Consider the following 23,550-nt stretch of genomic DNA (forward strand, 5'->3'; position numbering starts at 1 on the left):
GAAATCATCCATTTGCACTCAGCCTGTCGAGTTCTTTGCTCCCGATCCCGGTGCCATGGGCCTTACGGAACTGCCAGGAAAAATTCGAGACTGTGGCAGAGCGGGCGACTTATCACTTGAAGCGCTCTGGCGGCTGGGCTAAAGTTGTAACCGTATAAATGGGGCCACGATTTTGCATTCCAGATGGCCTTGTTCGCCGTTCGGACCGGTCCCGGGCACTTTGTTTCAAAAAAAGGAGGCATTGCAATGAATGAGGACAACTCGTCGGTCGTTATTGACCGGGGAAAATCACAGTGGTCCGATCTGTGGAAAAAGGAGGATTACTGGGCCATCTGGCTGGGTTTTTTCCTCCTGATTGTGGCCGCTGTTCTGGTCTCCGGCGGCAGGCCGGATCTGGAAGCCAGGAATGCCGGTTTTGTGGCTGCCATGCAGGCCGAGGCTCTCAAGCCCATCAAGACCATTGAGTGGTACGAGGCCAAGGCCGCACAGGGCAAACTGCAAGGCCAAGACGTCGGCCCGGTCAAGACTCTGATAAGCCAGCTTAAAACCCCGGACAAATGGAAATCCAATCCCCTGGATGCTCTGTTCATGGATCAGGCCAAAGTGGATCAGGTGAATGCGCCGGTTCAGGCCAAGGTGGACAAGCTGAAGGCTGCCGAGGCCGAGGCCTTGGGCGTGGCCCGTACGGCTCAGGACGCCGCTTCTGCCGCCTCCTACAAGGATGAGGAGTTGAACAAGGCGGCCACCGCGGCCATCGATGCGTGGCAGGATGCCTACAAGAAGAGATCGGATGCTGCCAAAAAGCTGAAGAAACCCTTCAACCGCATATCCTCGCTTATCATTCTGGGCTTGGCCCTGGGCGTTCTGACCACCATCGGCGCGACCTTCATCGGCCTGCGTCCGGGCAAGTTCTTTGTTGCCTTTGTGGGCGTTTATCTCCTCTGTGTGTTGGCCAATATCCTGGGCAACCAGATTGATATGCGCAAATGGGGTTTGAATGCGGAAATCTGGTCCATCATCCTGGGCATGTTGCTGGCCAATACCGTGGGTACGCCCAAGTGGCTGAAAGAAGGCGCACAGGTTGAATACTTCATCAAGACCGGCTTGGTGCTGCTGGGCGCGGAAGTCCTTTTCCACAAGCTTTTGGCCATCGGTATCCCGGGCATTTTCGTTGCCTGGGTGGTCACGCCCATCGTGCTGATCTCCACCTTCATTTTTGGCCAGAAGGTGCTGAAGATGCCGTCCAAGACCCTGAACATCGTCGTTTCCGCCGACATGTCGGTGTGCGGCACCTCGGCGGCCATCGCCACTGCGGCAGCCTGCCGAGCGAAAAAGGAGGAACTGACCCTGTCTTTGGGTATGTCCATGACCTTTACGGCCATCATGATGGTCGCCCTGCCGGCAGCCATCAAGGCCCTGGGCTTGCCCGAAATTCTGGGTGGCGCGTGGATCGGCGGCACGGTCGATTCCACCGGTGCGGTTGCTGCGGCCGGCGCTTTTGTCGGCCCCAAGGCCATGCAGGTCGCGGCCACGATCAAGATGATTCAGAACGTCCTTATCGGGGTTACGGCCTTCTTTGTCGCCCTGTACTGGGCCACCAAGGTTGATGTGCAGCATGGCGAGAAGGTGAGCATGCTGGAAATCTGGCACCGCTTCCCCAAGTTCGTTATCGGCTTTTTGGCCGTTTCCATTATCTTCTCCCTGGCCTGCGGCAGCATGGGCAGCGATATGGCCAAAATTCTGGTGGACAACGGCGCCTGCAAGGTTTCCGTGCCCCTGCGCGGCTGGTTCTTTGCCCTGGCCTTCATCTCCATCGGCCTGACCACCAACTTCCGCGAACTGGGCAAGTACTTCAAGGGCGGCAAGCCGATCATCCTCTATGTGTGCGGCCAGAGCTTCAACCTGGCTTTGACCCTGTTGATGGCCTGGATTATGTTCTACAAGGTGTTCCCGCAGATTACCGCCAATCTGTAACGTGAAGTTCTGACTCAAACTGCCGGCTGCTGCGCTTTTCCCGCGGTAGCCGGCGGATTTTCGCGAAAAGGCAACGGTGTGAAGAACAGGGCTATGCGCATCAGAGCGCTGCAGTTGGGCGCCTGGATTCTGGGGCTGTGGTTTTTTTTCGCCGTGTTGACGCCCCGGATCGAGGCTTTGTCGCCCTCATGGCAGGCATATAACGCGACGCAGGAGAAGTACGATCTGGACAGCGGTGCCTTGTATTACACCAATGTGCCGGTGACGCAGGAAGCCGAAATGCACGTGCGCGAGGCCGTGCGGAAAGGCATGAAAGACTGGCGGGCCCGGTACTGAGGCTGGCCGGCGCTCAGCCTGCTACTCCTGCAATACGGTCACGACTTCCAGCCGTTTTTCCCCCGTTGCCACCCTATCGCCCGGATAGAGCTTGCGCCTTTTGCGGCGCTCGATCTCGCCGTTGACCCGTACCAGACCTGCTGCAATCAGCAGACCCGCCTCGCCGCCTGTGGCCGCGAGGTTTTCCCGCTTCAGCAGTTTGTCCAGCTCGATAAAGGGCGTGTGAATGACTGCGGACCTGACGGCTTGTTCAGTCATGGTGCAAGCGGCATGTGAAAAAGTCGATGGTGAGCGAGGGCCGGCTGGGCACGAACTGCCGGTAGGCGGTGCCGGAGCTGTCCAGCATGATTTTGGATGCGCGTACCGAATCTGTAGCCGCATACTTGTCGGACAGGTAAATGATTTCGCCGATGCCGGACTGAATGATGATCTTCGTGCATTCATTGCAGGGGAAGAGGGCGACGTACATGCGGCAGCCCGTGAGGTCGCGGGTAATGGCGTTCAGAATGGCATTGACCTCGGCGTGGCAGACAAAGGGATATTTGGTGTCCAGATAGGCGCCTTCCCGGGCCCAGGGCAGCCTGTCGTCCGAACAGCCGCGGGGGAAGCCGTTATAGCCGATGCCCACGATGCGGTTGTGGGGGTCTGCCACGCAGGCGCCCACCTGCGTGTTCGGATCCTTTGACCGGCCGGCCGAAAGCAGGGCCAGCGACATGAAGTATTCGTCCCAGCCGAGCACATCCTCCCGCTTGCCGCTCATGACTGCGGCTCCCCGTTTTGGGGCGCCTGTCCGGCCTTGAGAGCCCGGCGCCGTGCCCGCCAGTCCGGCGCCGTGCCAGCGGCCTTGCCGACAAAGTTGCCGATGGCCGTAAAATAGTGGCGGCCGCCTTTTTCAATCACCGTATTGTGACCCGCGCCGGGCACAACCTGCAGCTCCTTGTTTTTCGCCGCGCTCCGCTCGTGTAACAGCTCGGCCTGCCACAGGCCGATAAGCTGGTCGCAACTGCCGTGGAGAATGAGGGTGGGTTTGCCGATGCCGCCAATCTTGGCCGCATTGGCAAAGGGATCCTCCGCGTCGGTCAGATCCTCCTGCTCCAGGCCCAGTGCCTGGGCCACCGGCAGTGCCCGGGCAAAGCCGGATTCGATGACGAGCGCACGGATATCATCCCCGTATCTGGCCGCCACCTCTATGGCGCAGGCGCTGCCCAAAGACCGGCCCATGACCGCGAGCGGTCCTGTATAGCCGTGTTCGGCCAGCCAGTTTTTGACGTAGAGAAAGGCTGTCCCGGCATCGGGAAGCAGGGTGGCGAGCCTGGGCTCGTCGCCGCTCCAGCCAAAGCCCCGGTAGTCGATAACCAGAAAATTCAAGCCTTCGGCCACATAGCAGGGCCCGATTTCGTCATGCTCCGGCACGCATTCGGTGTTGCCGTGAAAGAAGATGAGGGTCGGGCTGGATGCGGCGTGGCTGAAAAACCTTGCCCCCAGAATCACGCCGTCCGCCAGCGGAATGTCGATATTGACAGCACCTGCCGGGGCTTCGTTTTTTGCCCGTTTGGTGGGATGAAAGAGCAGCCGCTCAACAGCCTGGATATTCATGATGTGGCCCGCGTCGTGGGAAGGGCCGGCAGACAGCGGGGCCTGCCGGCGCAGAAGGCAGCCTTATGCCAGCAGTTCGATGCCGGAGAAGAAATAGCCGATCTCGAATGCCGCGGTTTCCGGGGCATCGGAGCCGTGGGTGGCGTTGTTGTCGATGGAGGTGCCAAATTCCTTGCGCAATGTGCCCTGAGCCGCATCGTTCGGATTGGTCGCACCCATCAGCTCGCGCCATTTTCTGATGGCGCCCTCGGCCTCCAGCACCATGACGATGCAGGGGCCGCTGGACATGAAGTTGGTGAGGTCGTTGAAGAAAGGCCGCTCCCTGTGCACCGCGTAAAAGCCCTCCGCTTCTTTCTTGCTCAGGCACAGCTTTTTCAGCCCCAGGATTTTGAAGCCCTCGGCATAGATGCGGGTCAGGATTTTCCCGGCATTGCCGGCCTTGAAGGCGTCCGGTTTGATGATGGCAAAGGTACGTTCCATGAGACATCTCCTTGAAATGGAATTGGTAACGAATGCTGGACAATAACACAGTGGGGCCGCTGGAGGCGAAAAAAAACGGCAGAATGCACCGCTCTTTTCACATTCTCTGCCACCTGGCCGCAGGCGGGACGCGGGCTGGGGCCAGCACCCGGCCAGGCTGGTTTCGGAAGAGATTGCTCGGCAGCGGTTGTGGCGGAGCAGGGGCTCACTGCAATTTTTTCCGCTTTTTGGCAAAGACAAAAAAACGCTGGCCCAGATAGTTCATATAGGTAAAAAGGCACATGCCGCAGAGCAGGGCGATATTGTCACGGGTACTGACCGACGAGGCGGCGAGCAGCCAATACATCATTTTCATGGCCAGGTAATAGGCAAGAAAATAGCAGGCGGCAATGTGGAGGATGAACTTGAAGATCATGCCGAGCGAGTGCTCATTGTTCTGAAAGGTGTAGTATTTGTTGAGAAAATAGCTGAGGGTACTGCCAACGATATAGTTGGCGGCCGAAGAGAGCCAATAACTGAGCCCCAGCATGTTATAGGCAACAAACATGACGCTTGCCCCGAGAGCTGTGTTGATCAGGCCCACGAGCAGGAATTTGTAGAGTGTTTTGTCAGGATGTCCGAGCACAGTGGTCCCCCCCTGAATTGAGCATATCTCTCACTGTTTGATTTTCAAGGCTGTTGCGTGGCCGTCCTGCTGGAAAGTTTCGACGCCGCAGTCCGCCAGCTTGTGCGGCCTGTCGCGGCCGCCCGTGCTGCCGAGAGAGGTGATTTGCGGGGCCTGCGCCGCAACGGGCGCCTGCACGCCAAGGGAGCCGCTTTCATCGATGAGGCGGCGGGCTCTGTCGAGGGAAACGGGCCTGGGGTCATGGGCTTTTTTGCAGGAGTTGGCGGATGCCTTCGGGGGAACAGGTTTTCACGCCGTTCTGCGGATCGAGGGCGGCGGCGAGCAGGGCGCGGGCGAGGTCCGTGACGGGCAGGGGACGCTGGCTGCGCAGCAGGCCGATGGCGTTCAGGCCGTGCAGGATGCGGACGCTGATTTTTTCGCCGGGGCGGTCGCTGTCCGGGCGGATGAGCAGCGGCGGGCGGCAGATGCGCAGGCGCGGGTAGCCGAGCGCGGTGATGGCCTCTTCCAGCGCGCCTTTCATGCGCGGATAAAAGAAGGGCGAGCGGGCATTGGCCCCGGCGGCGGAGACCAGCACCAGGGTGGAAGCGCCGTTGTGCCGGGCGGCGCGGGCGAAGTCGAGGGCGGCCTGATAGTCGATTTGCCATTGCGCGGCCTTGCTGCCCGCCACTTTCAAGGTGGTGCCGAGGCAGATGAAGACGGCATCGCCCTGTACCTTGTCCGCCCATTGCTGCGGCTGATGGAAGTCGATGATGTGGCTGTGCAGTTTGGCGTCGGTCAAGTCCGGGGCCCGGCGGCCGAAGCTGTCGATGCGCTCTACCGCCGGGGCGGCGATGAGCAGCGGCAGCAGGGCTTGGCCGGTGGCGCCCGTCGCGCCGATGACGAGGGCCTTCATGTCGGTTTCCTTGGCTGGTGTTGTCTGCGGCCGTTTGAAAAGGCTTGTCAAACGGCCTTCGTCGTCTCCGGCTGCCTGAAAACGTCAGGCGTAGTGTTTTTCCAGATGGGCCATATAATCCGCCGCGCTTTGGGCGACCAGTTTTTTGGCGCCTGCGTCGTAGCCGGCGTTGCTGTCGATGGTGTGGAAGGCGAACAAGGGCTGCCAGTTTGCATGGCAGTAGCGCATGGAAAGTTCGAAGGGGCGCAGGACTTCGGCGACGCTGCAACCGACTGCACCGTTTGCCCGGTAGTCTGCAGCGGGTGCGCCCAGCGAGACGGCGATGCCGGTTTTTCGCCCGGCCAAGGCCTTGCCTCTCGAGCCGTATGCCCAACCGTAGACGAGCACGTCGTCAAACCATTGTTTCAGCAGCGGCGGACAGTTGAACCAGTACACGGGGAATTGGAATACGAGGCTGCCGTGCGCTGCCACCAGTGCCTGTTCACGGGCAACATCAATTTTGCCGTCGGGATAGGCATCGTAGAGGGCGTGGACGGTGTAGCGGCCGGGATGCTTCGCCAGCTCGGCGAGCCAGCGCTGGTTTACGGTGGACTGGGCGAGGTTCGGATGGGCGGCGATAACGAGGGTTTTCATGGATTTTCCTTGTTGAGGTCGGGGCAGGGAGGCTGGACGGCGGCAACGGCGTTGGATACGACATCCAAATCCTGCAAGCCGGTAATGGCGAGGTTCATGCTGCATCTCCCTGGGTTTGGTGGATGAGGGGAAATGGTGCCACTTGATCAGCCATCGCTCAATGTTTTTTTGGAATAAGCCACGCCTTCTGGAAGATGCCCTTCAGACGGCTTTTTTATTTCAGCAGTTCGCTGACGGTTGTCAGGGTATAGCCCTGGGCACGCAGGCCGTCGATGATGTGCGGTAGTGCTTCGCGTTCGGCGCGGCAGGCATCAAGGCAAAAGGGGTGCAGCAGGATGATGGCGCCGTTGTGCGCCTGGGCGAGGGCAGCGGCGGTAATGGCTTCGGCGCTGGGCGGCTGCTGGCGGGCGGGTTCGCTGTCCCACATCACGGTGGTGATGTGGTGGCGGGCGAGATACCACGGCAGGCCGAGCAGTTTTTTGCCGTAGGGCGGGCGGAAGTGGATGGGGCCGTGATAGCCGGCGGCGCGGATCAGGGTGTTGGTGTCTTCGATTTCGCGCGCGATGAAGGCCGGCGAACGCAGCAAAAAGCGCCGGTGGCTGTAGGAGTGGTTGCCCAGTTCGTGTCCGGCGGCGGCGATGCGCTGCGCCGCCTGCGGGTGGCGCGCCATGTTTTCGCCGATCATGAAGAAGGTGGCCTTCACGTTTTTTTCGGCCAGCACCGCCAGCACGGCATCGCTGGTGCTTTCGCTGGGCGCGTCATCGAAGGTGAGGGCGATGCGTTTGTGGTCGTTCGCGCCGTGGCAGACGAGCTTGCCGATGAGCTGGTAGCAGCGGGCGTTCATCAGCAGGTAGAGGCCAACAGATGCGGCCATTGCCACTGCGAGACCGATCAGCAGTTTGTTTGGTTTCATCGGCTATGGCCCAAACGGTTATGGATGCAAGTCCACAAGATTGTCCCATCCGGCGGGATTGCGCAGCGGCAGAATCAGCAACAGGCTGCAAAAAGTTTACTTGCCGCGCCGCTGCTGCATCAGCCAGTCGCGGGCGGGTTCAAGCAGGTAGGCGTAGTCAAACGAATACATATGCTCTGCGCCTTTGTGGGTGCTGTTTGCGGGAATCACCGTATTCGGCGTGAAGCGGATGAAGTTGATGCGTTTGCCTTGGGCGAGCATTTGTTGGACTTTTGCATTCTGTTCCGCCTGCGGCAGTTTGGCGGAAAACTCGGTTTCGGCGTAGGCGACTTTGTTTTGTTGCAGCATTTCGCCGACTTGCGCCATGCCTGCCGATGCCTTCGGGTCGGCGGCGGAAACGGTGTAGATGAATTTCGCCCGCGTGAGCGGTTTCAATACGTTGATGTCCCATTGGCTGCCGACGAACATGGAGGCGGCAAAGAAATTCGGCTCGATGCTGTTGAGGTAGAAGGAAATCATGCCGCCCATGGATTGACCGGTGGTGTAAACGCGGTCGGGGTCAATCGATTTTTGGGTCATCAGGCTTTTGACGAGGCGCAGGGTCATGCCGACTTCGTCCGTGGTTTGCCATTGGTCGTTGACCGCCGTTTCGGTGTAGGACGGCACGAGGACGAAGGCGGGGTGTTTTGCCTGCGCTTCGTCGGTTGCCCAAATAATGCCGCCGTAGCCCTGCATCAACGGGGCTTTCACGCCTTTGCTGGCGGTGCTGGCATCGGCAATGAACATCAGCAGCGGGTATTTGCGGCCGGGTTCGAGGTTTTTCGGCGTGTACAGATTGTACTGCATTTCCTTGCCCGTTTGCGGGTCTTTGAAGGTCAGCACCTCAAAACGCGGGGCGATTTGCTCGCGCAGGGCGAGCAGGCGGCTGTCGTAGGATTTATCCGCGCCGCCGTACTGCTTGTCCCACGCGGGATTTTGCGTGCTTTGGGCGGCGGGGCTGTTTTCGATGGTGTTTTGCGTGGTGGTGCAGGCTGTCAGCAGCAGGCAAGCGGCGATGACGGCGGCGGTCTTTTTCATAGACTTGATCCTTGAAAGATTGAGGGAAACAGTTAGTTCGCTTTTATGCCCAGGCGGTTCAGCGCATCAATGGCAGGCTGCGAAACATGGTCGCCGCGTGCGGCGGATTTTTGATGCCAGCGCACGGCTTGGGTCATGTCTTTTGCCGTGCCGATGCCGTTTTCGTAGCAGTAGCCCAGCCAATATTGCCCCGTGATGTCGCCTGCTGCTGCCGCTTGCGTGAAGTAGGCAAAGGCGGTTTGCGCATTTTGGGCGACGCCTTCGCCGTTCAGATACATCAAGCCCAGATAGCGCGGCGCTTTCATATGCCCCGCCTGCTGCGCCTGCTCAAAGTAGGGCATGGCGTGTCGGTAGTCCTGCTTCTGATACAGGGCAATGCCTTGGTCCAGCAGGGCTTTCGCCTGTTCTTTTTGTGAAGATATGGCGCAGGCGGTGAGTAAGGCGGCAAGGATGGCGAGTACCAGGATTTTGAATTTCATCGTTTTTCTTTGGTTTCATCGGCTATTGCCCAAAGGGTTATGGATGAAAGTCCACAAGATTGTCTCATCCGGCGGGCCTGCGCAGCGGCAGGCTCGGTGGCAGGCCGCATGGGCTGAGGATTTCGGGGTGGCGCGCTCCGGCGCGGATGTGGTGACCGGGGCGGCGGGTATTTTGGTGCAGGCCTGGGCCACGCGGTCGGTGGCGCCGGTGATAAGGCTATTCATGGTATTTGTGAAGGCTTGCGGGCAGGGGGCTGCCTGAAAAATATCCGTTCCGTTTCACCCGTTGAAATCCAGCAGAATTTTGCCGATATGCGTGCCCTGGTCGATTTCGCGGTGGGCGTTTTGCACGTCCCGGTAATCGAATATGCGGTGCAGCAGCGGCTTGGCGATACGCCCGTCGGCAAGCAGCGGCCAGACGCGTTCGCGCAGCGAGGCGGTGATGGCGGCTTTTTCCGCGCCGCTGCGCCCGCGCATGGTCGAGCCGGTAATGTGGAGGCGCTTGATGGTGATTGGCAGCAAATCCGCTTCCCTTGCGGTCTTGCCGCCAATAAAGCCGATGAGGAACAGCCGCCCGTCTTTGTTCAGGCAGGCAATGTTCTGCGTGAAATAGCGCGCGCCGACGATGTCCAAAATGCCATCCGCACCGCCGTTTGCCTGTACGACGGCGACGAAATCTTCGGTTTTGTAGTTGATGGGCATCGCGCCGAAGGCGGCAACTGCCTGTTTCTTATCGTCGTTGCCGACAGTGGCAAAGGTTTTCAGGCCCAGGCCCCGGGCGATGGTCAGTCCGGCCAGCCCGATGCCGCTGCTGCCGCCATGCACCAGCAGGCTTTCGCCCGCCCTCATCTGCCCGTCCATAAACAGGTTCGCCCACACCGTGAAAAAGGTTTCGGGCAGCATGGCGGCGTCGGCAAGGGAAAAACCGTGCGGCAGCGGCAGCACCTGCCCGACGGGGACGACGCAGTATCCGGCATAGGCACCGCCGTCAGTCAGCGCGCAAACCTGGTCGCCGATTTGAAAACCGCTCACGCCTTCGCCCAATGCCACCACTTCGCCCGACATTTCCAGGCCCAGAATCGGCGTTACGCCTTCGGGCACGGGGTACAGGCCCTGGCGCTGCAGGATGTCGGGACGGTTCACGCCCGCATAGGCGGTTTTGATGAGGATTTCGCCCGCCTGCGGCTGCGGGATGGCGGTGGTTTCGAGGTAGAGCACGTCGGGGCCGCCGGCGCTGTGCGTATTGATGCGTTGCATAGTCATGGGTGTTCCTCATTGGTTGAATTTCAGTCCGGCCAGCCATTTCACCTGCGCGATGCCCTGATAGCGTGGCGCGGTGTCGTAGGTGCCGTCCAGGGTGGCAATGGCGACTTTATCGTCATTATCCAGCGCGAAGTCGAAGGCGGCAAGGTTTTCATGAATACGGGCGGGGCAGCTTTTGCCCCGCTCGGCGGCCAAGCCGTTCAATCCAGCCCTTTTTTGTGCAGCCAGTTCGCGATGTGGTCGGCGACTTGTGCGTTATTCAGGTCGCTGAACAGGAAGTGGGTGTTGCCTTTGATGCCGACTTTCGGCAGGTGGACGAGTTCGGCCTTGCCACCGTGTTTGTTGACGGTATCGACGAACTGCTGCGCCATTTTCATGCATTTCCTTATTGGACAAGTGAAAGTTAAGCGTCAATGGCGGCGTATTGCGCGTCATCAACGGGTTCACACCACTCGTTGTTTGCGCCTTCTTTCGGCACGGTAACGGAAATGTGTGAAAACCATTGGTCTTTGACGGCGCCATGCCAATGTTTGACTTCGGGCGGAATATCCACCACATCGCCCGGTTGCAGACGGCTTGCCGCTTTGCCGGCTTCCTGATACCAGCCCTCGCCTGCCGTGCAAATCAGGATTTGACCCGCGCCGTGGTGGATATGCCAGTGGTTGCGGCAACCCGGCTCGAAAGTGACGTTGACTACCGCCGCGTCGCGAACGGCAAGCGGGGCAAGATAGCTGGTGCCGGTAAAAAATTGGGCGTAAGCGGTATTTACTTCACCAGTAGGGAAAGGTTGTTTGAAATTTTCGGGATGGGACACGGTTTTCTCCTTATTGTTTGGCAATTTGCTGAATTTCCAAAACGGCTTCGTCGTCCAGACCGATGTTTTTGGCGATGGCGATATGGGAAGCCAACTGGTTTGCCACGCCGTCAAGAGTGCTTAGGGCGGCGATGGTAATGGTTTCTCGCTCTTGGTGCGTCAGGCGGTCGTCTGAAAAGATGTCGCCAAAGAGGTGGGCGGTCAGGTAGTAATCGCTGCGCGGGGCAAAGGCGGCAAGCGCGCCGCCGACGGGGTGTCCGACCAATTCTTCACGCAATATGCGCCCGCGCTCTGCCATATCGCCTGCGGGTAGCGGGGAGGGCGGCTGCCCTTCGTGTGCGGGTTTGCCTGATTCTTTACGCTCTTCTACGACGTTCATCAGCGTGGTCAAGGCGTTTAAGCTGCGCGGGAAACCGCAATAGGCGTAAAGCTGCTCCAACGCACTTTGTGCCTGCTGGACAGTTAAGCCGTCCGCACCGAATGCCGCGTGAAGATGACGGGCCAGCGCGTCTTGGTCGCCGCCTGCGCTAGCAGCGGCAAGGGCGGCGAGATGCTGTTGGGTTTTCGTTAAAGACATGATGGTTCTCCAAAAGGGTTGGTCACGGTTTCGCCGTTCACCACGGCAGTGAGGCGGATTTTGTTGAGCAAGATGGAGGTCGCGCCCATGTGGACGAACACGGCGGCATCGTCAATCAGCGGCACGGCGGCGGCTTTGTCGGCTTGCAACAGGGCGTGCCAGAGGCGGGTGGAAAGGTTGGGGATATCCGGTTGCATAAAGATTCTCCTGAATGATGTGGATTAGCGCATCTGTTTTTTCCAGAACGCCAGCGCGTCTTTCTCCCAGCCAGCGGCGGATGTGCCGCTGCCGAGGGCGAAACCGTGGCCGAGGCGGGGATACTCGTGAAATTCGGTGGGCACGTCCATCGCTTTGAGCTGTTCGATGCGGCGGCGCATGACGCGCGGTGCAGCAATGCCGTCGTTTGCGCCCACGGCGACGAAGGTGGCGGGTTCGCCGGTGCGGTTGATATCGCTGTGCCCCGTGTACAGCATGATGACGCTCACGGGTTTGGACGGTTCGCGTTCGCCGAAAGCCTGCGTGCCATAAGAGCCGATGGCTGCCGCCATTCGCGCACCGGCGGATGCTCCCCAGACGGAATAGCCGTTTGGATTGACCTTGAGCGCGGCGGCGTTTTCGCGCACAAACGCCACCGCCCGCACCATATCCTGCGTGGCCGCCTGCCCGCCCGCGCCGGCACGGTATTTCACTACGAAGGCGTTATAGCCCTGTGCCGCCACGCGCTTGGCGATGGGGAAGCCCTCGTGCAGCGAGCCGACGTAGGCAAAACCGCCGCCCGGCGCAATCATGGCAAAGGGGGCGTTGTCCCTGCCTTTGAACATGAAGATGCCGGTGTGACGTTTGCCCGGGTCGCGGCGTTTGTCGGCTTCGGCATAAATCTCGTAAAACACCGCCTCGCCGCGCGCCCGCTGCGCCGCCATATGGTTGAGCGTTTCGACGATCTCTGCGGGATGAATGTGGCTGTGATACGGCATCAGCTCCGCCACGCGGTTAAGCGGCAGATTGGGCGGCTCGCGGCCGTCGTCCCACGGCAGCAGGCGCTCGGCAAAACCCTGAAAAGCAGGCTGGGCGAGAACATCGCGGATGGTGCTGTCCGTGCTCAGCGGCTGGGCATGAAGCGGCGCCATGACCGCACTGCCGCACAACAGGGCGGCGAGCAGCATTGAACGATTCCGTTGCATATAACCTCGTGAAAACCGCCGGCAAACGATCTAGGAAAACAGATTCGGCAAGGATAACCACCGCGTTATGGACAATTTGAGTTTCATGCTTTTAGTTATCTTTGAAGGCTGCTTGAAGATTGGGGGCATTTCCAGGCAGCCTTTTTAATGATGGTTGGGAAGGCGTTTCCCGGTTTGCGCAACAATCAAACCGCCGCCAGTTTCCGACTGTCGCTGATCATGAAGTTGGCGATGCGGCGCTTGATGAGCCAGCGGGCGATGACCTGGGCGATGCTTTTGCCGTGTTTCCTGGCGATGGCGGCGAGCGCCGGGTTTTCAAAGATGCCGAATTTGCCTTCGGCGAACGGCCCCCACGCTTCGGGGACGATGCCTTCGGCGCGGAGCGTGTCCACTTGTGCCGCCTGCTGATGGAAGGGGTTGATTTCAATCTGGTCGGCGGCAGGCATGACTGTGTTGAAGATGCCAAGGTCGATGACGCGGTCGGCGGTGAAATTGCTCACGCCGATGGCGCGGATTTTTCCCGCTGCCTGGTATTCTTCCAGCGCGCGCCAGGTGCCGTAGATTGTCGTTGAAGGGCTGGTGCAGCAGCATCAGGTCGATGTGGCCGCAGTCAAGGCGCGAGAGCGTGCGGTCAAGCGAGGCTTTGGCGGCTTCATAGCCGTAGTTTTCCACCCAGACTTTGCTGGTGATGAAGATTTCTTCACGCGCCACGCCGCTTTGTTTGACGCCCTGCCCGACTTCGGCCTCGTTCATGTAGGCCTGAGCGGTGTCGATGTGGCGGTAGCCTGCTTTGATCGCCTCCGCCACTGCCTGCGCGGTTTCTGCGGGCGGAATCTGGAAGACGCCGAAGCCGAGGACGGGGATTTGTACGCCGTTGTTCAAGGTAAAGGTTTGCATGGTGGTGTTCCCTATAAATGATCAATTAACGATTCACCATCCGCTGCGAGGCGGCGGTGTAGCGGTGGCCGACGATTTCAATGCGGCGCAGGGCTTCGTCCAGTTCGCCCAAATCGGCGGCAGTCAGCGCGGTGTTTACAGCGGTAAGGTTTTCTTCCAGGCGATGCCGCTTGGTCGTGCCGGGAATCGGCACAATCCACGGCTGCTGCGCCAACACCCAGGCCAGCGCAATCTGCGCCTTGGTCGTCCCGTGGCGGCGGGCGACACCATCAATCACTTCAAGCAGCGCAGCATTGTGCCGCATGGCATCTTTCTGAAAACGCGGCAGGTTCTGGCGGAAATCATCGTCGGCAAGCGGCGTGTCCGTGGTCATCGCTTCGGTCAGAAAACCCTTGCCGAGCGGGCTGAACGGCACAAGCCGATGCCCAGTTCGCGCAATACGGGGAAAATCGCCGTTTCCGGCTCGCGCCACCACAGCGAATACTCACTTTGCAGGGCGGAAACGGGCTGCACCGCGTGGGCACGGCGGATGGCGTCCGCACCCGCTTCGGACAGGCCGAAATAGCGCACCTTGCCGGCGGCAATCAGGTCTTTCACCGCCCCCGCCACCTCTTCCATCGGCACGGCGGGATCGACGCGATGTTGGTACAACAGGTCGATGTAATCGGTATTCATGTGGGCAAGCGACTGCTCAACCACGGCACGGATGCGTTCGGGGCGGCTGTCCAGGCCGTCGGTGACGATGCCGTTTTTAAAACCGAATTTGGTGGACCTGACCTGACAATCGCAGCATCCCAAACGGAGACACCTGTCAGATCAGGCCTGGGCTACCGCTGACAGCCTCCAATGCGTCGCATCTATCCTGAAAATCAGTCTTCCTCGCCCAGCTCTTCCAGCATTTCCATTGACGGCACAAAGAAAAGCGTTCCGGTGACCGCCGTGCTGAAATCGAGCAGGCGGTCGGTATTGCCCTCCGGCTCGCCTATGAACATGTTTTCCAACATCTTGCGCGTGGTGGAAAAAGTGCCCGCGTATCCGATAAAATAAGTGCCGAACTCCCCTTTGGCCGGATTGGAAAACGGCATGTTGGCTCGGACTATTTTGAGCTCGTTCCCGTCCGCGTCCTCGATGTTGGTCACCGCATTATGTGCATTTTCGGGTTTCTCCTCGTCGCCCAGTTCCACATCATCGAATTTTCTTCTGCCGATGGCCTGCTCTTGTTCTTCCGTGGACAGGGCATTCCAAGCCTCCATATCGTGCATGTATTTCTGTACGAAGGCGTAACTGCCTCCCGCGAAAGAAGCATCTTCTTCGCCGATGACGGCGGACGCGAAGCGCTCCTCGTCTTCCGGGTTTTCCGTGCCGTCCACGAAACCGATGATGGCCCGGCCGTCGAAATAACGGAAGCCGTGTACTTCATCGACGTAACTGACCGCCCCCCGGAGTTTGGTGCTGATTATGGATGCTGCCTCGTGGCAGACATCCATTCTGGCGGCCCGGATATGAAAGAAAAGATCGCCCGGTGTGGAGACCGCCGTGTGTTTCGCCCCCCGTATTTCCCGGAACACTTCCAGTTCTTTCGGCTTCCCTCGTCCGGGAAAAAGCCTGTCCCACGCCTCCGAACCGAATCCCATAACACAGCTGACGGCCGAGGCGGGCAGACGTGTACGCAGGCTTCTGGCCACAACCGGGAAATCGGCGCACATCTCCTTCACCTGGTTCAGTGCGCCCTTTCAGTGCGCCCTTTTCGTCCCGCAAGCCGAAAACCATGAAAATGGCGTGCTCGCCCGGCCCGTTGGTGACATCCTGGGGTTTCATCGGAATCTTCCTTCTCTCGGTACAAGTCGTCATGTTTGTCTCCTCAAACGAAATTGGTTAGGTAAAAGTGCGGTCGTCTTTCGCAGCCAGTTTAGGTTGGTTTGGAACCAGACAAAATTGCTAACTATTTAGAAATGCTGGATTTTTCAACCCAGCTTATCCGCTTATCTGAAGATAATTGCAGTTCTGTATTTTCAGGTGGTCTGAAAGACCGTCTGAAAAGGGATTTTTAGATAGTGCCGTCAAATTATTGCTGCCCACAATGAGATACATCTGATTTGCACGGCGGCAAAGAATGAGAGGCTTCGTTTTGCATAACGCGTGGCGATGTTGGCTATTATAGCATATCCAGGATAGTTACGCCTGCCCGAAGCTGTGTTGATCATGCCCGGAGCGGGAATTTATAGCCTGTCCCGTCTGGATGTTCCCGGGCATCAGAGCGCGTTGAGCCGAATGCAGAGCAGGTAGAGCAGCATGACCGTCACAATGCTGCAGGCCCGGTACAGTTGACCCGCGAGAATCAGTTCCGCCGCCACTTTGGGCCGGAAAATGCCGGCAAAGTAGGGGTACTGATGTCTGAGCGCCCGCACCGGCGAGGACAGCACATTGCCGGCCAGCAGGGCCAGCACCACTTCGTGCCCCTGCATGGCGTCGCTTTGCAGCAGAGCGCCGGCCGCGGCCACACCAGCGGTAAATTCGGAGACCACCTGAAAGGTGATGATGCTGATGGCCTGCGGCGAAATCCATTCCAGCCATGACAGGTGCTCGGCCATGAAGTGCTCGGCACCGGCAAAAAAGCCGGATTCGTTGAGCGCATAAAAGAGGATGTAGATCGGCACGGTGTAGCTCGCAATCTTGCGGATCCGCTTGCGAAAACGCTTCCGGGTGTTTTGCCAGGCCTCGCGAAAACCGGGCTTTTTGGCCTCCGGCCCCGGTTCCTTGATCGGGCCGGCCGCGGCATCGTGCCGCAGGGCAAAGCGGGCGACAACGCCGATCAGCACGGTGCGGCCGATGGCGGCGCTCAGGGTCAGGCCCAGATACACAAGGGCAGCGCTCCTGATGATGGGCACCATGATGAAGAAGGTGGTGGGCAGGTGTGTGAAGTTGCTGGGCAGACTGTTGAAGAGGTTGGCCAGGATCAGGACCTTTTTGCTGATGCGCCCCTCGCTGTAGCTCTCGGCCAGGAGCGTGTTGGCTGCCATGCCGGATACAAAGGAAATGGAAAAGGAGGCCCCCACCACCTGCGGCAGGCGGGCGAAGCGGGTGAGGGGCCGGGCCACGGCGGCCAGCTTTTTGGTCCAGCCCAGCGACTCGATGAGCAGGGCCGCCAGGAGGCCGATGCCGAGAAAGATGAGCAGGCGCACCAGGGGCCAGCCCAGATGCAGCCAGAGATGGGTCAGGGTCGCGAGCATGATGATTCCGGAAAGGGGCCAGATGAATGCGGCATGTGATGCCGCCGACGGATGCGCCCCACTATACCTGCTTGGATGCTGGAGGGAAAGGGCGGCTTGCCCGGTGTGAACCGGCAGTCCGGGGCCGGGACTCATGAAATCCTCCCTGAAGCTGCTCTGCCTGGCCCGTTGATCGGAGCGGACGCTGGGCCTGCCGGCGGACGGGAGCGCCACTGTACGGGATAAAAGAGGCGGCACGAGTTTTTTGCCCCATTTTCCAGAATTTTTCCCGTTTGCCCGGCCGCCCGTGGTAAAAAGGCGTGGCAGGCTTGCGTAGCCGGACCGGCGCCTCCGGTCCTGTTCTCTTTTTTTGCGTCAATGGAGTCATCATGCCCGAAACGGTTAGCCATCTGTACCGCAGGATCAACGACAGACTGTCCTTTTGCTTCAATATCGAAACCACAGGCCCGCTGACAGCGGAAGAGGCCAGGTGCCTGCGCCTGATCCTGGCCGACGGCTTTCGGGCCGACACCATCACCGATGCGCCCCAGGACAGCGGCCAGACTGTGGTGGAAATTGGCCCCAGGCTCAATTTTGCCACGGCCTGGTCGGCCAACATGCTGGCCATCTGTCGCTCGGTGGGGCTGAACATGGTGAGCCGGGTGGAGCGTTCCCGGCGCTACGTGGTGCCGGCAGGCGAAGACCTGGCCGCCTTTGCCGCGGCCCGGCACGATCGCATGACCGAGTGCGTGTATGCAGAGCCCTTGGCGAGCTTTGCGCACAAGGTCCAGCCGGAGCCGGTGTACGAGGTGGACCTCATAGGCCGGGGCAAGGAGGTGCTGGCTGAAATCCCGGGGCTCTCCATGGACGAGTGGGATCGCCAGCTCTACTACGACTATTTTGTCGGGCATGCCCGCAGAAACCCCACGATCGTGGAGCTGATGGATCTGAACAACGCCAATTCCGAGCACTCGCGCCACAGCTTTTTCAGGGGCAGGCAGGTGATCGACGGCAAGGCCCATGAGCAAAGCCTTTTCGATCTGGTCAAGGGCACCCTGGCTGCAAATCCCCGGGGCAGCCTCGTGGCCTTCAAGGACAATTCCAGCGTGATTCAGGGCCGGAAGATACAAACGCTCGTGGCCGAAAGGCCCGGTCAGCCCTCGGCCATCGCCATGCGTTCGGTGGAGCTGCACCCGCTTCTGACCGCGGAAACCCACAATTTCCCAACCGGTGTGGCACCCTTTCCGGGGGCCGAGACCGGCACCGGCGGCCGCATCCGCGACGTGCAGGGCACGGGCCGCGGCGGAACGGTCATGGCCGGCACTGCCGGCTACTGCGTGGCCGGTCTGCATATTCCGGGCTATGCCCTGCCCTGGGAGCCTGCCTTGCCCTGTCCGGATACGCTCGCGCCCGCGCTCACCATTGCCATAGAGGCCAGTAACGGGGCCTCCGATTACGGCAACAAATTCGGCGAGCCCCTGATCCAAGGTTTTGTGCGCAGCTTTGACATGCGGCTCAAAGGGCAGGGCGCGGGGCAGGGCGAGCGCTGGGGCTTTCTCAAACCCATCATGTTTACCGGCGGCATTGGCCAGATTGACGGCCTGCATACGGAGAAAAAACGGCCGCTTGCGGGCATGCGCATCGTGCAGGTGGGCGGTCCGGCCTACAGGGTCGGTTTTGGCGGCGGCGCGGCCTCCAGCATGTTGCAGGGTGAAAACGAGTCGGCCCTGGATTTTGACGCGGTGCAACGCGGGGACGCGGAGATGGAGCAGAAGATGAACCGTGTCATCCGGGCCTGCATCGAAATGGGGGCGGAATCGCTGATCGAGGTCATCCATGATCAGGGGGCGGGCGGCCCGGCCAATGTGCTGAAGGAACTGGTGGAATCGGCGGGCGGCAGGGTGGAGATCCGCAAGATTCACGTGGGCGATCCCAGTATGTCGGTTTTGGAAATCTATGTGGCCGAATATCAGGAGCGCGTGGGCATGCTCATCCAGCCGGAAAACCTGCCTGCGCTTCAGGCCATCTGCGCACGGGAAAAGGTGGTCTGCGAAGATCTGGGCGAGGTCACGGGCGATCTCCGCTTTATCGTGCACGACAGCCAAAACAATACCACGCCAGTCAACCTCGAGCTGGACCGGCTGCTGGGGCATCTGCCGCAAAAGACCTACACCGACGAGACGCGGCTGGAGCCGCCAGCTCCCCTGGTGCTGCCTGCGAAACTCTCGCCCAAGGAGGCGCTGGAGCGGGTCCTGCGGCTCCTGTCGGTCGGTTCCAAGCGCTTTCTCACCAACAAGGTCGACCGCTCGGTGAGCGGTCTGGTGGCCCAGCAGCAGTGCTGCGGCCCGCTGCAACTGACTGTGGCCGACTGTGCCGTGGTCGCGCAGAGCCATTTTGAGCTTTTTGGCATTGCCACGGCCATTGGCGAGCAGCCGGTCAAGATGCTGGTCAATCCGGCGGCTGGGGCGCGCATGGCGCTTGCCGAGGCCCTGACCAATCTGGTCTGGGCGAAAATTGACGATCCCCTGCAGATCAAGTGCTCGGCCAACTGGATGTGGGCGCCCAAACTGCGGGGCGAGGGGGCGGCCCTGCGTCAGGCGGCCGAGGCCATGGCAGCGGCCATGATCGCGCTGGGTGTGGCGGTGGACGGCGGCAAGGACAGCCTTTCCATGGCCACCAAGGTCGGCGGCGAGGTGGTGAAGTCGCCCCGTGATCTGGTCATTTCGCTCTATGCTGCCATGAGCGATCTGCGGCAAAAGGTGACGCCGGACTTGAAATCCACGGATTCGGTGCTGCTGCTGGTGGATGTGGCGCCTGGCAAGCGGCGGCTGGGCGGCAGCGCGCTGGCCCAGTGCTTTGGGCAGGAGAGTCTGGGCGACGAAGTGCCGGATCTGGACAGCCCGGCTCTGCTCAAACGCGCCTTTCTGGCCGTGCAGGACCTGATTGCGGAGGGGCTGATTCTTTCCGGCCACGACCGCAGCGAGGGCGGCCTCATCACCACGGTGCTGGAAATGGCCTTTGCGGGCAACTGTGGCCTCAGGCTGGCCCTGCAGGGCGGGGAGGCGGAGGCGCTGGCCACGCTTTTTGCCGAAGAACTGGGCCTGGTGCTGGAATGCTCCTGGCAGCACTTGCCGGAAGTCAAAAAGCGGCTCGCTGAAGCGGAGGTGCCGCTCGTGGTCCTGGGGCAGACCACGCCGGACAGGATCGTGAACGTCCTCTACAATGGCCGGCCGGTCCTGGACGAGTCGCTGGTTTTGCTCCGCCAGTGGTGGGAGGAGACCAGTTACCGGCTCGAGCGCCTGCAGGTCAATCCGGACTGCGCGGAAGAGGAACGGCTGAACTGTCTTGATCGGCCCGGCCCGGGCTATCATCTGCCCTTCACGCCGCAGCCCACGGCGCTCTCGGTCCTGCAGGCGGCGGACAAACCAAGGGTGGCGATTCTTCGTGACGAAGGTTCGAACTCCGACCGGGAAATGGCGGCAGCCTTTTACAGCGCGGGCTTTGAGCCCTGGGACATCACCATGACCGACCTGCTTGCGGGTCGTGTCCGGCTGGATGGCTTCCGGGGTCTTGCGGCAGTGGGCGGTTTTTCCTATGCCGATGTGCCGGAGAGCGCCAAGGGCTGGGCCTCGACGATTGTGTTCAACGATGCGCTGCATCGGGAATTCCAGAGCTTTTACCAGCGGCCCGATACCTTCACCTTTGGCAGTTGCAACGGCTGCCAGCTCTTCGCCCTGTTGGGCTGGGTGCCCTGGCAGGGGCTGGACGCCGAGGCGCAGCCGCGTTTTGTGCGCAACGTCTCCGGCCGCTTTGAATCCCGCTGGAGCACGGTAAGGGTGCAAAAAAGCCCGGCCATTATGCTGCGGGGCATGGACGGCCTGATCTTCGGCATCCACGTGGACCACGGCGAGGGCCGGCTCGTGTTCCCGGACGCCCTCGTGCGCGAGCGTGTGCGGGTGGAGGGCCTGGCGCCCCTGGTCTATGTGGACGACAGCGGCCGCGCTACCGAGGACTACCCCTTCAATCCGAACGGCTCCGGTGATGGCCTGGCCGGTCTCTGCTCGCCGGACGGCCGTCATCTGGCTCTGATGCCGCATGCGGAACGCTGCTTTCTGCCCTGGCAGGCCCACTGGTTGCCGCAGCACATGAAAGACCTGGCTGTGAGCCCTTGGCTCCGCATGTTCCAGAACGCCTATCACTGGTGCATGGAGCGCAGATAGGCGAAGGGTATTCCAGGCCCGGATCAAAGCGCTCTCCGTGTCGGCTTCGGAAAATGCTCGCCGGAGTACCAGATGTGCGCCGGCGCCGCATGCCCCTGCCTCCTTGAGGTTGTCTTTGCTCGGGAGCCCCGGAATGGGCAGAGAAAAAGGGGGCACGGATCGCGTGCCCCCTTTTTATCGAAACTGTGGTGTGACGGAACGGCCAGCGAGGGACAGCCTGCGGTAAATTTTTTTGCCCCTGCCCGTATCGGGCGCATGCTGTCGCGGTTTTGGCGAGGAGCGATCAGAAAGACTCGGCCCCTGGAGAAGGCCCGGCTGTGCCTGTGGACGAAGAGTCTGATGATTCCCTGCCCAGGGAATGGCGCTGGAAAAGGCCCGAGTGGAGAAAAGGCAGGCTACCGGCTGCGTGCAAAGCTTGTCTTCCGATGTCGGAAAAAGCTGGCGCCTAGGGGGGACAGGGCAGGGTTGCGGTCAGGCCTTCTTTTCTTCGCTCTGCTCGCCGGTCTTGCTGTCAATGGCTTTTTTTTCTTCGCCCTTGATGGATTCCTTGAAGTTTTTGATGCCCCGGCCGATGCCGCTGCCGATTTCCGGCAGTTTGCCGGCGCCGAACAGCAGGACAATGATGACCAGAATGACGAGGAGTTCGGGCATATGCAAACCAAACATACATTGACCTCATGTTGAGTTCATATGGAGCTTGAGGGCTGCCAAGATAGCACTTTCTGGCCCGGGCTGTCAATTGCCAAAGCGTGAGGGCGAAAGGCCGCAGCCCTGGCGGCTGACAGCCCTGGCGGCGCGCTTTCCTGAGGGCATTGGCGCGCACCGGGTGCATTCAAATTGCCAATGCACTGTCAGATGGTTGTGGGGCATGGCGGGCTCCTTCTGACCGGGTGTTTGTTGCTGCTGCCAAGTCCGCCGGAATCCCGCCCTGTCCTTTTCACCTTTGCTCTCTATCCGGGTGGCGCCTTGGCAACGAGCATTACGGTACAGCGCCCGCCGCCTTCCGGTGGTACGAAATGACGGATATGGCTGGACGGCATTCCCGGACCTGCGAAGCCCGGCAGGCGGTTCCGCAGCGGGCATGCTGTTCTGTCCGCCTGTCATCCAGCGGCCAGGGTATCGGGCTCGAAGATGAGGGTTGCGAAGTAGTCGGTCACGTTTTCCGCCCGCCGGATGCGTTCCACACTGCTGTCTGTCCGCAGCAGGAGTTCCTGCGGTCTGAGTCTGCCGTTGTAATTGAAGCCCATGGCGTGACCATGGGCGCCGGTGTCCTGAATCACCAGCAGTTCCCCGCCTTCGAGGTGGGGAAGCTGTCTTTGGATGGCGAATTTGTCATTGTTTTCGCAGAGCGGGCCCACCACATCCACCAGCTCCAGGGGCCGGTCTTCGCAGCCTGGAGCCTCGATGTGGTGGTAGGCGCCGTAGATGGCCGGCCGCATGAGTGCGGCCATGCTGCTGTCCACGCCGATATGGGTGCGGTAGATGTCCTTGCGGTTGATGACCCTGGTCACCAGCACCCCGTGCGGGCCGCTCATGTAGCGGCCGCTCTCCGTGAAGAGCCTGGGGACGTAGCCGTAAGCCTTTTTGAAGTCCTCCAGGAGTCTGCAGACCTCGCGACCCATGGCGGGGAGGTCAAGGGGCGCGTCTTCCGGCCGGTAGGGGATGCCCAGACCACCGCCGATATTGACGAACTCCATGCGGATATTCAGTTCCAGTTCGAGCCGTCGGCACAGGTCCAAAAGCATGCGCGCGGTCTCCACGATGTAGCGGTAGTCCAATTCATTCGAGGCCAGCATGCTGTGCAGGCCAAAGCGTTTTGCCCCGCGTTCCTGGGCCTTGCGGTAGGCGTCCGCGATCTGCCCGTCACTGACCCCGTATTTGGCCTCTTCGGGCTTGCCGATGATGGCGTTGCCGGAGCGTTTCGCACCCGGGTTGTAGCGGAAGCAGATCAGCTCCGGCATGAGCGGCACCTTGCCGATCAGCGAGATGTCGTCCAGGTTGAGGATGCAGCCCCCGTGAGCGGCTGCGGCCAGAAAATCGGCCTCGCTCGTGTTGTTCGAGGTGAACATGATGTCTGTAGGCGCGACGTGGGCGTTTCGGGCCAGCATCAGTTCGGGTATCGAGCTGCAGTCAAAGCCGAAGCCCATTTCGCGCATGATGGTCAGGATGAAGGGATTGGGCAGCGCCTTGACCGCGAAAAACTCGCGGAAGCCCTCCGCGCCGGCAAAGGCGTCTTTCAGGGCCTGACCGGTTGCCCGGAGGCCTGCCTCGTCGTAGATATGAAAGGGGGTGCCGAAGTGTTTGGCGATGCGGTCGAGCTGGGGATAGAGTCTGGTTTTGAAGGTTTCGGAAATAGGCATGGATGCGCCTCGGAATTGGGTTGC

At 60.5% G+C, this 23,550-nt stretch carries 23 protein-coding genes and 5 pseudogenes; 4 read left to right on the forward strand and 24 right to left on the reverse strand.

Translation table 11 applies throughout. The annotated features are described in order from the left end of the window. The first annotated feature begins 246 nt into the window (after positions 1-246). The gene (locus CAY53_RS07145; RefSeq protein WP_104936536.1) at positions 247-1,974 is read left to right on the forward strand and encodes a putative sulfate exporter family transporter; all 1,728 of its coding nucleotides are present in this window, start codon (positions 247-249) and stop codon (positions 1,972-1,974) included. Between the two features lie 93 nt (positions 1,975-2,067). Then, the gene (locus tag CAY53_RS07150) at positions 2,068-2,310 is read left to right on the forward strand and encodes a hypothetical protein (RefSeq protein ID WP_104936537.1); all 243 of its coding nucleotides are present in this window, start codon (positions 2,068-2,070) and stop codon (positions 2,308-2,310) included. 21 nt (positions 2,311-2,331) lie between these two features. Here CAY53_RS07150 and CAY53_RS07155 read toward each other — a convergent pair whose 3' ends face one another. From CAY53_RS07155 to CAY53_RS07200, 10 genes are all read right to left on the reverse strand, one after another. Next, positions 2,332-2,568 carry an RNA-binding S4 domain-containing protein gene (locus CAY53_RS07155; protein WP_104936538.1) on the reverse strand — a complete coding sequence of 79 codons (237 nt, stop codon included), beginning with the start codon at positions 2,566-2,568 and terminating at the stop codon, positions 2,332-2,334. After that, positions 2,561-3,070 carry a deoxycytidylate deaminase gene (locus tag CAY53_RS07160; protein ID WP_104936539.1) on the reverse strand — a complete coding sequence of 170 codons (510 nt, stop codon included), beginning with the start codon at positions 3,068-3,070 and terminating at the stop codon, positions 2,561-2,563. Before CAY53_RS07160 ends, CAY53_RS07155 begins: the two co-directional genes overlap by 8 nt. Continuing rightward, positions 3,067-3,906, reverse strand: a complete 840-nt coding sequence (locus CAY53_RS07165; protein ID WP_104936540.1) for an alpha/beta hydrolase — start codon at positions 3,904-3,906, stop codon at positions 3,067-3,069. Before CAY53_RS07165 ends, CAY53_RS07160 begins: the two co-directional genes overlap by 4 nt. Positions 3,907-3,969: 63 nt before the next feature. Further along, positions 3,970-4,386, reverse strand: a complete 417-nt coding sequence (gene ndk, locus CAY53_RS07170; RefSeq protein WP_104936541.1) for a nucleoside-diphosphate kinase — start codon at positions 4,384-4,386, stop codon at positions 3,970-3,972. A 205-nt stretch (positions 4,387-4,591) separates the two neighbouring features. Further along, positions 4,592-5,011, reverse strand: coding sequence for a GtrA family protein (locus CAY53_RS07175; RefSeq protein WP_181040215.1), 420 nt, complete (start codon positions 5,009-5,011; stop codon positions 4,592-4,594). A 238-nt stretch (positions 5,012-5,249) separates the two neighbouring features. Then, entirely contained in the window at positions 5,250-5,903 is a 654-nt protein-coding gene (locus CAY53_RS07180) for an NAD(P)H-binding protein (protein ID WP_104936543.1), read from the reverse strand. Between the two features lie 84 nt (positions 5,904-5,987). Then, entirely contained in the window at positions 5,988-6,536 is a 549-nt protein-coding gene (locus tag CAY53_RS07185) for an NAD(P)H-dependent oxidoreductase (protein WP_104936544.1), read from the reverse strand. Between the two features lie 214 nt (positions 6,537-6,750). Further along, positions 6,751-7,449 carry a polysaccharide deacetylase family protein gene (locus CAY53_RS07190; RefSeq protein ID WP_104936545.1) on the reverse strand — a complete coding sequence of 233 codons (699 nt, stop codon included), beginning with the start codon at positions 7,447-7,449 and terminating at the stop codon, positions 6,751-6,753. A gap of 96 nt (positions 7,450-7,545) precedes the next feature. Then, a complete protein-coding gene (locus CAY53_RS07195; protein ID WP_104936546.1) occupies positions 7,546-8,526 on the reverse strand; it encodes a carboxylesterase family protein in 981 nt (326 codons plus the stop codon). A 32-nt stretch (positions 8,527-8,558) separates the two neighbouring features. Then, positions 8,559-9,005: a tetratricopeptide repeat protein gene (locus tag CAY53_RS07200; protein ID WP_104936547.1), complete on the reverse strand. Its 447-nt coding sequence runs from the start codon at positions 9,003-9,005 to the stop codon at positions 8,559-8,561. Here CAY53_RS07200 and CAY53_RS07205 point away from each other — a divergent pair. Next, complete coding sequence (locus CAY53_RS07205; protein ID WP_146106446.1) at positions 8,995-9,267, forward strand: hypothetical protein; 273 nt, start codon at positions 8,995-8,997, stop codon at positions 9,265-9,267. The two genes, CAY53_RS07200 and CAY53_RS07205, sit on opposite strands and share 11 nt — an antisense overlap. Before the next feature lie 17 nt (positions 9,268-9,284). Here CAY53_RS07205 and CAY53_RS07210 read toward each other — a convergent pair whose 3' ends face one another. From CAY53_RS07210 to CAY53_RS07265, 12 genes and pseudogenes are all read right to left on the reverse strand, one after another. Then, the gene (locus tag CAY53_RS07210) at positions 9,285-10,262 is read right to left on the reverse strand and encodes an NAD(P)H-quinone oxidoreductase (RefSeq protein ID WP_104936549.1); all 978 of its coding nucleotides are present in this window, start codon (positions 10,260-10,262) and stop codon (positions 9,285-9,287) included. A 15-nt stretch (positions 10,263-10,277) separates the two neighbouring features. Continuing rightward, on the reverse strand, positions 10,278-10,463 hold the full coding sequence (locus tag CAY53_RS13190) for a hypothetical protein (RefSeq protein ID WP_219842631.1): 186 nt from the start codon (positions 10,461-10,463) through the stop codon (positions 10,278-10,280). Positions 10,464-10,468: 5 nt separating this feature from the next. Next, a pseudogene (locus CAY53_RS07220) lies at positions 10,469-10,645 on the reverse strand (alpha/beta hydrolase); the annotation flags it as partial. A gap of 26 nt (positions 10,646-10,671) precedes the next feature. Beyond that, a complete protein-coding gene (locus CAY53_RS07225) occupies positions 10,672-11,082 on the reverse strand; it encodes a cupin domain-containing protein (protein ID WP_104936550.1) in 411 nt (136 codons plus the stop codon). Between the two features lie 10 nt (positions 11,083-11,092). Continuing rightward, a complete protein-coding gene (locus CAY53_RS07230) occupies positions 11,093-11,659 on the reverse strand; it encodes a carboxymuconolactone decarboxylase family protein (protein WP_104936551.1) in 567 nt (188 codons plus the stop codon). Continuing rightward, positions 11,650-11,856: a hypothetical protein gene (locus tag CAY53_RS07235; protein WP_104936552.1), complete on the reverse strand. Its 207-nt coding sequence runs from the start codon at positions 11,854-11,856 to the stop codon at positions 11,650-11,652. Before CAY53_RS07235 ends, CAY53_RS07230 begins: the two co-directional genes overlap by 10 nt. A gap of 24 nt (positions 11,857-11,880) precedes the next feature. After that, positions 11,881-12,822 (reverse strand): alpha/beta hydrolase, encoded by a 942-nt coding sequence (locus CAY53_RS07240; RefSeq protein WP_245874757.1) that lies wholly within the window; start codon positions 12,820-12,822, stop codon positions 11,881-11,883. 248 nt (positions 12,823-13,070) lie between these two features. Beyond that, positions 13,071-13,737 (reverse strand): annotated as a pseudogene (locus tag CAY53_RS07245) (aldo/keto reductase); the annotation flags it as partial. Between the two features lie 25 nt (positions 13,738-13,762). Beyond that, positions 13,763-14,535, reverse strand: a pseudogene (locus tag CAY53_RS13920) (aldo/keto reductase). Positions 14,536-14,606: 71 nt separating this feature from the next. After that, positions 14,607-15,555: pseudogene (locus tag CAY53_RS07255) on the reverse strand (Dyp-type peroxidase). Positions 15,556-15,797: 242 nt separating this feature from the next. Then, positions 15,798-15,884 (reverse strand): annotated as a pseudogene (locus CAY53_RS07260) (IS5/IS1182 family transposase); the annotation flags it as partial. 105 nt (positions 15,885-15,989) lie between these two features. Then, positions 15,990-17,102, reverse strand: coding sequence for a hypothetical protein (locus CAY53_RS07265; RefSeq protein WP_245874761.1), 1,113 nt, complete (start codon positions 17,100-17,102; stop codon positions 15,990-15,992). A 233-nt stretch (positions 17,103-17,335) separates the two neighbouring features. Between CAY53_RS07265 and purL the strand changes: the two genes are divergently transcribed. Then, positions 17,336-21,166, forward strand: coding sequence for a phosphoribosylformylglycinamidine synthase (gene purL / locus CAY53_RS07270; protein WP_104936555.1), 3,831 nt, complete (start codon positions 17,336-17,338; stop codon positions 21,164-21,166). A gap of 471 nt (positions 21,167-21,637) precedes the next feature. On the opposite strand, the gene tatA is transcribed toward purL, so the two are convergent. Both tatA and CAY53_RS07280 read right to left on the reverse strand, forming a co-directional pair. After that, positions 21,638-21,832, reverse strand: coding sequence for a twin-arginine translocase TatA/TatE family subunit (gene tatA, locus CAY53_RS07275; RefSeq protein ID WP_104936556.1), 195 nt, complete (start codon positions 21,830-21,832; stop codon positions 21,638-21,640). 434 nt (positions 21,833-22,266) lie between these two features. Then, complete coding sequence (locus CAY53_RS07280; RefSeq protein ID WP_104936557.1) at positions 22,267-23,526, reverse strand: diaminopimelate decarboxylase; 1,260 nt, start codon at positions 23,524-23,526, stop codon at positions 22,267-22,269. Between the last annotated feature and the right edge of the window lie 24 nt (positions 23,527-23,550).

Source organism: Desulfobulbus oralis, assembly GCF_002952055.1.
Lineage (GTDB): Bacteria > Desulfobacterota > Desulfobulbia > Desulfobulbales > Desulfobulbaceae > Desulfobulbus > Desulfobulbus oralis.

Bases quoted from the DNA above. Each gene is read 5' to 3' on its own strand.
- CAY53_RS07145 (WP_104936536.1), top strand. From the start codon at position 247: ATGAATGAGGACAACTCGTCGGTCGTTATTGACCGGGGAAAATCACAG.
- CAY53_RS07150 (WP_104936537.1), top strand. From the start codon at position 2,068: ATGCGCATCAGAGCGCTGCAGTTGGGCGCCTGGATTCTGGGGCTGTGG.
- CAY53_RS07155 (WP_104936538.1), bottom strand. From the start codon at position 2,568: ATGACTGAACAAGCCGTCAGGTCCGCAGTCATTCACACGCCCTTTATC.
- CAY53_RS07160 (WP_104936539.1), bottom strand. From the start codon at position 3,070: ATGAGCGGCAAGCGGGAGGATGTGCTCGGCTGGGACGAATACTTCATG.
- CAY53_RS07165 (WP_104936540.1), bottom strand. From the start codon at position 3,906: ATGAATATCCAGGCTGTTGAGCGGCTGCTCTTTCATCCCACCAAACGG.
- ndk (WP_104936541.1), bottom strand. From the start codon at position 4,386: ATGGAACGTACCTTTGCCATCATCAAACCGGACGCCTTCAAGGCCGGC.
- CAY53_RS07180 (WP_104936543.1), bottom strand. From the start codon at position 5,903: ATGAAGGCCCTCGTCATCGGCGCGACGGGCGCCACCGGCCAAGCCCTG.
- CAY53_RS07185 (WP_104936544.1), bottom strand. From the start codon at position 6,536: ATGAAAACCCTCGTTATCGCCGCCCATCCGAACCTCGCCCAGTCCACC.
- CAY53_RS07190 (WP_104936545.1), bottom strand. From the start codon at position 7,449: ATGAAACCAAACAAACTGCTGATCGGTCTCGCAGTGGCAATGGCCGCA.
- CAY53_RS07195 (WP_104936546.1), bottom strand. From the start codon at position 8,526: ATGAAAAAGACCGCCGCCGTCATCGCCGCTTGCCTGCTGCTGACAGCC.
- CAY53_RS07200 (WP_104936547.1), bottom strand. From the start codon at position 9,005: ATGAAATTCAAAATCCTGGTACTCGCCATCCTTGCCGCCTTACTCACC.
- CAY53_RS07210 (WP_104936549.1), bottom strand. From the start codon at position 10,262: ATGCAACGCATCAATACGCACAGCGCCGGCGGCCCCGACGTGCTCTAC.
- CAY53_RS07230 (WP_104936551.1), bottom strand. From the start codon at position 11,659: ATGTCTTTAACGAAAACCCAACAGCATCTCGCCGCCCTTGCCGCTGCT.
- CAY53_RS07235 (WP_104936552.1), bottom strand. From the start codon at position 11,856: ATGCAACCGGATATCCCCAACCTTTCCACCCGCCTCTGGCACGCCCTG.
- CAY53_RS07240 (WP_245874757.1), bottom strand. From the start codon at position 12,822: ATGCTGCTCGCCGCCCTGTTGTGCGGCAGTGCGGTCATGGCGCCGCTT.
- CAY53_RS07265 (WP_245874761.1), bottom strand. From the start codon at position 17,102: ATGAGTCCCGGCCCCGGACTGCCGGTTCACACCGGGCAAGCCGCCCTT.
- purL (WP_104936555.1), top strand. From the start codon at position 17,336: ATGCCCGAAACGGTTAGCCATCTGTACCGCAGGATCAACGACAGACTG.
- tatA (WP_104936556.1), bottom strand. From the start codon at position 21,832: ATGTTTGGTTTGCATATGCCCGAACTCCTCGTCATTCTGGTCATCATT.
- CAY53_RS07280 (WP_104936557.1), bottom strand. From the start codon at position 23,526: ATGCCTATTTCCGAAACCTTCAAAACCAGACTCTATCCCCAGCTCGAC.